This is a genomic window from Pantoea sp. JV6 (assembly GCF_025910055.1).
GTDB lineage: Bacteria > Pseudomonadota > Gammaproteobacteria > Enterobacterales > Enterobacteriaceae > Pantoea > Pantoea agglomerans.
The window spans coordinates 1-886 of sequence record NZ_JAPCIM010000009.1 but is presented as its reverse complement, the minus strand read 5'-3'; the positions used below and the strand labels follow the sequence as shown (position 1 = coordinate 886).

The following is an 886-nucleotide window of genomic DNA, read 5'->3' as shown; positions in this document are numbered from 1 at the left end:
TCCGGACAGCGGACGGTTTACCCAGCAGGATCCGATAGGGCTGGCGGGCGGGATCAACCTCTACCAGTATGCGCCGAACGCGCTGGGATGGGTGGATCCTTGGGGGCTGACAAATGAGCTGGTAACATTTTGGCCCCCTAATGATGGTGCATTAGGACCTGTAAAAGTAAGCATTTTGAATCCAGGACAATTAATTGATCGTTATGGCTACCCCGGCGGTAAGTATACATCTCCGGTTGGTACCCCTTATTCTATGCGAGCACTGGCTCCTGGAACTGAAACCAAACCATACACGGTATATGAAGTTATGAAACCCATTCCCAGAGTGCTCGAAAGTAAAATAGCGCCTTGGTTTGGTGAGATTGGCTTAGGTACACAATATCTTTTACCAGAGTCAGTGCAGTCTCTAATTGATTCCGGACATTTAAAAGAAGTTAAAACAGGGAGGAAATGTGGATAAAAAGTTATTAATCAAAACGTTATCATCTATGAATATTCCAGCGGATAGCTATTCAATTGATGATATATCTAATGAATCTTTATGTTTAATCTATGAAGGGTTGCTTTGGAAGATATTTTATAGTGAAAAAGGTCATCGTACTGACGAAAGATGCTACGCCGATGAAGAATCTGCATGCAAAGCATTTTTGGCAAGATTGAAACACATGCTGGGATGTTAAATAATAATGTAAAGCCGGAAGATTCTCACGATGAATCTGTTGGCTTTAATTTTAGGCAGAGTGAAGTTGGTAGGCGGGTATTATTCCCCTTTTCGTTGTTTAAGGTCTAAGTTCTTATGCTAAGCGTGCGTCTCTTATCCTATATACGCCGCGCGTCTGGTCCCGCCGGTGCAACTTCGATTACGGCAACAACCTGATCCGTGAAG

The 886-nt window shown here is 43.6% G+C and carries 2 protein-coding genes; both read left to right on the top strand.

Annotated features, from left to right (window positions below; translation table 11 throughout):
• Window positions 1–460: glycohydrolase toxin TNT-related protein (locus OK412_RS10135; protein WP_264353137.1), on the top strand; the 460-nt coding region annotated here is incomplete at its 5' end.
• Window positions 453–680 carry a hypothetical protein gene (locus OK412_RS10130; protein WP_133248928.1) on the top strand — a complete coding sequence of 76 codons (228 nt, stop codon included), beginning with the start codon at window positions 453–455 and terminating at the stop codon, window positions 678–680. The genes OK412_RS10135 and OK412_RS10130, both read left to right, overlap by 8 nt.
• The last annotated feature ends 206 nt before the right edge of the window (window positions 681–886 follow it).